The 6,855-nt window shown below is 71.0% G+C and carries 7 protein-coding genes; all 7 read right to left on the bottom strand.

Annotation, left to right across the window (positions count from 1 at the left end; translation table 11 throughout):
* A partial coding sequence (locus tag ACFQ7F_RS04085; protein WP_383265687.1) for an aminotransferase class III-fold pyridoxal phosphate-dependent enzyme occupies window positions 1–487 on the bottom strand: 487 nt, incomplete at its 3' end.
* Between the two features lie 7 nt (window positions 488–494).
* Window positions 495–1,046: a dTDP-4-dehydrorhamnose 3,5-epimerase gene (gene rfbC, locus ACFQ7F_RS04080; protein ID WP_383265685.1), complete on the bottom strand. Its 552-nt coding sequence runs from the start codon at window positions 1,044–1,046 to the stop codon at window positions 495–497.
* On the bottom strand, window positions 1,043–2,290 hold the full coding sequence (locus tag ACFQ7F_RS04075; RefSeq protein WP_383265683.1) for a polysaccharide pyruvyl transferase family protein: 1,248 nt from the start codon (window positions 2,288–2,290) through the stop codon (window positions 1,043–1,045). Before ACFQ7F_RS04075 ends, rfbC begins: the two co-directional genes overlap by 4 nt.
* A complete protein-coding gene (locus tag ACFQ7F_RS04070) occupies window positions 2,287–3,279 on the bottom strand; it encodes a glycosyltransferase family 2 protein (RefSeq protein ID WP_383265680.1) in 993 nt (330 codons plus the stop codon). The genes ACFQ7F_RS04075 and ACFQ7F_RS04070 overlap by 4 nt, the downstream gene beginning before the upstream one ends.
* A complete protein-coding gene (locus ACFQ7F_RS04065; protein WP_383265678.1) occupies window positions 3,276–4,550 on the bottom strand; it encodes a hypothetical protein in 1,275 nt (424 codons plus the stop codon). The genes ACFQ7F_RS04070 and ACFQ7F_RS04065 overlap by 4 nt, the downstream gene beginning before the upstream one ends.
* A 5-nt stretch (window positions 4,551–4,555) precedes the next feature.
* Window positions 4,556–5,839 (bottom strand): DUF4910 domain-containing protein, encoded by a 1,284-nt coding sequence (locus tag ACFQ7F_RS04060; RefSeq protein WP_383265676.1) that lies wholly within the window; start codon window positions 5,837–5,839, stop codon window positions 4,556–4,558.
* On the bottom strand, window positions 5,827–6,852 hold the full coding sequence (locus ACFQ7F_RS04055) for an NAD-dependent epimerase/dehydratase family protein (protein WP_383265673.1): 1,026 nt from the start codon (window positions 6,850–6,852) through the stop codon (window positions 5,827–5,829). The genes ACFQ7F_RS04060 and ACFQ7F_RS04055 overlap by 13 nt, the downstream gene beginning before the upstream one ends.
* Between the last annotated feature and the right edge of the window lie 3 nt (window positions 6,853–6,855).

Raw genomic sequence — 6,855 nt, 5'->3', positions numbered from 1 at the left:
GCGTGGTGCCGATGAACCAGTCGTCGACGGAGAAGAACGGATGGTCGCCGCAGATGGCCACCCGCGGGCGCCCGGTGACGGCGCGGGCGAGGCGCACCGCGGCGGTGGTGACGTCGGAGCCGTTCTTCGCGAACTTCACCATCTCGGCGGTCGGCACCGTGGCCAGGAAGCGTTCCGCGGCCTCCACCTCGACGATGGACGGCCGGACGAAGTTGCTGCCGCGGTCGAGTTCCCGCCGCACCGCGTCGAGCACGCGTGGGTGGGCGTGGCCGAGGCTGACCGACCGCAGGCCTGACCCGTACTCGATGTAGCGGTTGTCGTCGATGTCCCACACATGGGCACCGTGGCCGTGGCTGATGACAGGGGCCAGGTTCTCGGGGTACTGGTCGTCGCCCTTGGCGTAGGTGTGCGCGCCTCCGGGGATCAGGGCGTGCAGGCGCTCGTTCGCCGCCCGCGACCGGGGCAGCGTGAACTCTTCGTTCTCCACGGTGACTTCAGCTCTCCATCTGCTTCAGGGCCTGGGCGAGGCTCGGCGCCTCCCGGTCACGCTCGGACACCGACAGGGCCGGCAGCGGCCAGGGGACGGCGAGCTCCGGGTCGTCGAAGGCGATCGTCACGTCCTCGGCCGGATCGTGCGGGCGGTCGATGCGGTACGAGGTGTCTGCGGTCTCGGTGAGCGCCTGGAAGCCGTGCGCGCACCCCGCCGGGATGTACAGGGTCACCTGCGTCTCGCCGGACAGTTCGAAGGTGGCCACGTTGCGGTACGTCGGCGAGTCCGTCCGCAGGTCCACGACGACGTCGAAGATCTTCCCGTACGAGCACCGCACCAGCTTGGCCTCGCCGGCTCCGGAGCGCAGGTGCAGGCCGCGCAGCACGCCCCGGACCGAGCGGGACAGGCTGTCCTGGATGAAGGCGTCCGGGTCGAGGCCCACCGAGCGGACCACGTCGGCGTCGAAGGTGCGGCAGAAGAAGCCGCGTTCGTCGGCGTACGGCGTCGGCTCGAACAGGTACGCGCCGTCGATCGCCGGGACTTCGGTCGCCTTCATGGAGTCTCCCGCATGGCGTGGGTGTGGGTGTGGTCGGTATCCGGGACTGCCGGGAACAGAGCCGTGGTCAAGGCGGTGAACTGGTGCTCGAGGCGCCGGGTAGCGGCCAGGTTCCGCTCGGCGAGGGTCCGCCGTAGCTCGGCCGATCGCTGCTCAAGGGCACGGAACTGTTCGAGCAGCCGCTCGGCGTCGACCTCGCGAGCCGGGTGGCAGTACGCGGCAAGACCCATCTGCGTCATGAGCGCGTCGCTCTTCGCCGCATAGCTGAGTGCGAGCGTCGGCGTGCCGACCTTCAGCGCGCAGACCAGGTTGTGGTACCGGGTGGCCACCACGGCGTCGGCAGCCGCCGTCTCCTTCATCAGGTCGGCGAGTGAGGACGCATCGGCAGCGGTGACCAGTGGCGAGTCCACCGCGTCGATGATCGCGTCGACCACCTGTGCGTCGACCTCGTCGCCGGTGAGCAGCCGGACCGGCCTGCCCTCCTCGGCAAGGGCGCGGACGAAGCGGGTCGTCCCGTCGAGGTAGCGCCGGTGGATCTCCTCGGCCCGGGCGCGGTCGTCGTTGCCGCCGTGGAAGTCCATGACGCCGACGCAGACCGGGCCCGGAGGACCCGAGGGCGCGCTCGTCGGCATTGTCGGCAGGGCGAAGGCGAGGTCCGGGTAGACCTCGTCTCGCGCGGTGTCCACGCCCATCGCCCGCATCGCGTCGCGGGACAGGTCGTCCCGGTACGAGCGGTACTTGGCGAGCCGGGCCGACCAGCGCACCAGGGCCCGGGTCGGCCGGTCGTGGATCTCGGCGGCGCCGACACCGACCAGTGCGACCGGGGTGCCGAAAAGCCGGCCGCTCGCGCAGAGCAGGAACAGCGAGTACGGGAAGCCCCACGGCCGTAGCGGCAGCGTGGCCTCCAGGACGCCCATGCCCGGCACGATCACCACGTCGTGCCTGCGCACCCAGGCAGCGGTGCGGAAGGCGTCGACGAGTTTGCCGAACCCCTTCGCCGCGATCGAGCCCGCACGTGACGCGGTCCGGTACTCCCCGCGGTACCAGTGCAGCCGCGTCGCGGGGATCCGGTACCGGGTCGCGACGGTTTCAGGTCCGCCGCACAGCGCGTCCACGACCGCCTCCGGGTGCTCCGCGCGGAGGTAGCCGAGGACGGCCTCCAGCGACCCGTCGTTGCCGAGGTTGCCGGAGCCGAGCAGGCCGAACACCCCGACGCGCACCGGGATTTCATGTCCGGACTTCATGCTTGTCTCCCTTCACGACCTTCATGACCTTCACGGCCATCTCGACCCACACGGCCCTCACGGCCCGCGACGATGGCGTCGACGGAGACAGTGAGCAGGCCCGGGTCGACCGGGGCGCGGTCCTCGACCCGCTCGCCGGCGCCAGGCCTGGCCCGGCTGGTCATCCACACGGCGAGGTGGCGGAAGCACGCGCGCCGGTCGGCCGAGGACAACGGCGCCCGCCGGATCGCCGAGACGAAGCCCCCGACGTACTCGGCGAGCAGCCGGGGCGTCGGGTGCAGCGGGCCTGCCCTGCGCGGGTCCAGGTTGACGCACCGGGAGCGCTTGGACGGGTTCGCCCGCTCGGCGCGCGTGGGGTGGTCGCGGCGGAAGTACAGCAGCTCAGGCACTTGGTGGAAGGGCCCGTGCAGGCCGATCTCGGCGACGAACGTACGGTCCGCGTGGTGGTAGCTGTCGTGCGGCTTCACCCGGCGCAGCACGTCGGCCCGCATCACCCCGTAGAAGTCGTCGCCGCCGGGCTCGAACAGCATGCTGCGGAAGCGCTCCGGGGCGCGCGGCGAGTCGGTGGCGAGCGTGTACTCGTACGGGACCGTCACCTTGCCGTCGCCGTCGATGACCGCCTGGTCGGCGTGCGCGAGGATCACGTCAGGGCGTTCGTCGAGCGCCTCCACGCAGCGCCGCAGCAGGTCCCGGGCGTACAGGTCGTCGTGCGAGGCCCACTTGAACAGCTCGCCGTGGCACTGGGTGAACACGTAATTGTGGTTCGGTGCGGCGCCGATGTTCCGGAGCAGCCGGATGTACCGGATACGCGAGTCCTGTGCGGCGTACTTGCGGCAGATGTCCTGGGTCTTGTCGGTCGAGGCGTTGTCGGAGATGACAAGCTCGAAGTCCTCGTAGGTCTGGCCGAGCAGCGCGTCGAGCGACTCGGCAAGGTACTCCTCGCCGTTGTAGACGGGCAGGCCGATGCTCAGCCGGGGTTGGGCGGTCAAGGCGTCCTCACTTCGTGGATGGGGTTCTGGTGGCGCTCGCGCAGGGCGGACCGCAACTGCAGCCACCACACGGCCGAGCTGCAGACGGTCGCGGCGGCGACGCCCCAGGCCGAGCCGATCGCACCGGCCGCGACCGCCCCGCCGAGCCCGCCGCCGACGTAGCAAGTGGAGGCGAACAGCTGGGCGCGCAGGCTGCGTCGGGCCGCGGCGAGTGCGCGAAGACCGGCCGCGGCGCCGATGCCGAGGCTGGAGCCCGCGACACCGAGCGCGGCCGGCACGATGAGCTCGGAGGCGGCACGCCAGACGTCGCCGAGCACGAGCTCGCCGGCCCGGTCGGGCACCAGGAGCAGCGCCACGCCCCAGAGCAGCGCGGCAGCGGCAAGACCACCGGACAGCAGGAGGCAGAACCTGGCGAGGCGGTGCGGGGCCTGCCGAAGGACCCGTGCCGCCTCCGGGACGGTGACCAGCGAAAGCCCCATCAGCACAGCCAGGAACGGACCGAGCAGGAGCTCGGCGCCCCGCACGACGCCCACCGCGCTGACTCCGACGATCGCCCCGAGCCCGTACGCCCGCAGCTGGGACGCGCCGCTGACACCGACGTTCTCGACCAGGTACCGGTATCCGATGTCGCGCTGCTCGCGCAGCCACGCGCGGGCTTCGCTCGGCCGGGGCCGGATGCCGGACTGGAAGCAGCCGTACCCGGCGGCCACCGCGGCCGCCGCGCCCCAGGCGAGTACGAAGGCCTCCACACTGCCCACGCGGTCCGCCACCAGTAGGGCAGGGACGAGCGTGGCGCCTCCCAGGAGGTCGTTGACGCACGCTTTGCGCCCGGTGCCCGCGGCGAAGAACGAGTACCGCCAGGCGTCCTGGAGCAGCAGCCCCGGCAGCACCACGCCGAGCGCGGCGAACGCGTGCCCCACGTGTCCGCCGAGACTCAGCCCGACCACCAGGCACACCGCGCCGATGGTGGCGCCGACACCGAGCGCGGTACCCGACGACCGGGCCGCCGCCGCGCGCCAGGACGCGGTCGGCACCCCGCTGAAGCGCACCACGAGCGGGTCGGTGGCCAGGCCGCGGGAGACGCTGAGCACCACGCCGTAGGTCACCCAGGCCAGGCTGAACACGCCGAACGCGGCTAGGCCGAGGGAGCGTGCCACGTAGATCCCCACCGCGAAGTTGGTCATGCTGCAGACCGCCTGGTCGGCAAGGCCCCAGGACAGTCGGCCTGCCATGGCCCGCTTGGCGGTTCGCTTCTCTCGCTCGGTGGTCATCGGTGTCACGCCTTGATCAGCCCGGCCCCGTGGAGGGCATCGGCAGCGACGGCGACCGTGCTGAACGGCAGCCCGGACCGCTCGGCGACGTCAAGCAGACTGTGCTCGCCGTCGGAGAGGTTGAGCACCCAGAGCATGGCCATCTGGGCCTGCTTCGCGTCGCTGCGACCACCAAGGGATTCGTACAACCCGCGTCGTCCCAGCTGTGGTTCGCCGTAGGGGCTGAGGTTGAGGTAGCGCCGGTTGCCGTCGAGGACGGCGAACGCCTCGCGGCAGACGGCGAGGGTGTCCGCCATCGCCTCCGGGGAGACGAAGTCCGGGTTGTCCGCCGAGGTGTGGTACTCGGGGTATCCGGCGTACGGGGTCCGGCTGAGCGAGCCCACGCCGAGATTGAACCCGGGCGAGCAGTACTGCCGCTCGTCGTAGCCGTACGGAGTGAACTCGGTGACGTGGTGCGGGCGTTCGGATGCGGCAAGGACATGCCGCAGCACCTGGTCGATCTCCGCGTCGCCGCGCCTGCTCTGTTTGTACGTCAGCCGGCCCGAGTCACCGGCGCAGGCCAGCACGAGCCCGTGCTTGACCCGCTCGATCCGCTCCGCGTTGCGGGCCAGCCAGGTGATCGCCCCTACGGTGCCGGGCGCGTAGATGAACCGGTAGGTGTAGTACGGCGTCTCCTGCGCGAGCGCACGCGCCAGGAACGTCGCCACCGCGATGCCTGCCAGGTTGTCGTTGGCCAGCGACGGGTGGCAGACGTGGCAGGAGACGATCACCTCGTCGGTGACCTGCCCGGGGATCACATGCTCGGCGTAGGTGAGGTGACCGTCTGCGAGTGTGGAGTCGATGCGCACCTCGTAGTCGCCGTCCGGCAGCGCGTCCAAGGCCTCCTGGGCCAGGCAGAATCCCCAGTCCGGCTTGTAGTAGCTGGTGCGGTAGGGCACCCAGGCCGGATGGTCCGGCAGGGTGTGCAGATGTTCACGCAGCTCGGTCAGCGGCATGGTCCGTGACACCGGCAAGCTGTAGCCGAGCACGTGCAGACTGGACGCGGCGAAGTCGACGACCCGGTTGCCCGCGGAGTCGGCTATGTAGGCGTCCCGGATGTTCCACTCCTGCGGCACCGTCCAGTCGAGCACCTGCGTCCCGGTCGGCACCTCGTGCATCTGCAGCGGGATGTACTCGCCGACGATGTCCAGGGTGGCGCGCACACCGTCGCCCGTGATGCTCCGGCAGAGCGGGTACAACCGCTCCACCAGAGCATGCATCTCTTCGCCCTCCGAGGTCATCGGCGCCACCGCAGGGTGTCGTCGACGGCACCGGCATCGGACGCCGCGCGCAGCACGGCAAGGCGGGTGAAGCGCCGCTCGAAGTCCTCCCGGGTCAGATCGAACTTGCGGTAGGCGTCGGCGAGTTCGAGAGCTCCCTGCTTCACGGTCCACTCGCAGTCGAAGCCGGGGATCGCGGCGCGGAACCGCGAGAAGTCCACGCGGTACGAGCGCGGGTCGGCGCCGTTCTCGCCGGTGATCCTCACCTTCGCGCCCGACACCGCCTCGGCGACCTGCTCGGCGATCTCGGCGACCGTGACGTTGTTGACCTCGCTGCCGATGTTGAACGCCCGGTCGTGCACCGCTTCCCGGGGCGCGGTCAGCGCGGCTGCGAAGGCCCGTGCGATGTCGGCTGCGTGCACCAGCGGGCGCCAGGGGGTGCCGTCGGAGAGGACCAACACCTCGCCGGACAGGAGCGCGTGGCCCACCAGGTTGTTCAGCACGATGTCGGCGCGCAGCCGGGGTGAGTAGCCGAAGGCGGTGGCGTTGCGCATGAACACCGGGCTGAAGTCGCCGTCGGCGAGCGCGTGCAGGTCGTCCTCCACCCGCACCTTGGACTCCGCGTACGGCGTCACGGGGCGCAGGGGCGCGTCCTCCGACACCAGGTCGTCGCCGCCGGCGGCGCCGTAGACGGAGCAGGTCGACGCGTACAGGAAGCGCCGCACCCCGGCCTCGCGGGCCAGTTGGGCAAGCCGTACGGATGCGTGGTGGTTGATGTCGTAGGTGAGGTCCGGTGCAAGGGATCCCAGCGGGTCGTTGGACAGCGCGGCCAGGTGGATCACGGCGTCCACCCCGGCCACGTGTTCGGCCGTGACGTCGCGAAGGTCCACCCGATGTCCGGACGGGTCCGCGGGCGGCGGGCCGAGGACACAGTCCGCGAACAGACCGGCGTCAAGACCGACGACTTCGTGCCCGGCGGCCGCGAGGACCGGGGCCATCACGGTACCCAGATAGCCCTGGTGTCCGGTCAGCAGTACGCGCAAGGT

It is taken from the genome of Streptomyces sp. NPDC056486 (genome assembly GCF_042795295.1).
Taxonomy (GTDB): Bacteria; Actinomycetota; Actinomycetes; order Streptomycetales; family Streptomycetaceae; genus Streptomyces.
The sequence above is the reverse complement of the archived record's forward strand: the minus strand, read 5'-3'. Positions and strand labels throughout refer to the sequence as shown.

Excerpts from the sequence above, each read along its gene's own strand:
- rfbC (WP_383265685.1), bottom strand. The coding sequence starts at position 1,046 with ATGAAGGCGACCGAAGTCCCGGCGATCGACGGCGCGTACCTGTTCGAG.
- ACFQ7F_RS04075 (WP_383265683.1), bottom strand. The coding sequence starts at position 2,290 with ATGAAGTCCGGACATGAAATCCCGGTGCGCGTCGGGGTGTTCGGCCTG.
- ACFQ7F_RS04065 (WP_383265678.1), bottom strand. The coding sequence starts at position 4,550 with ATGACCACCGAGCGAGAGAAGCGAACCGCCAAGCGGGCCATGGCAGGC.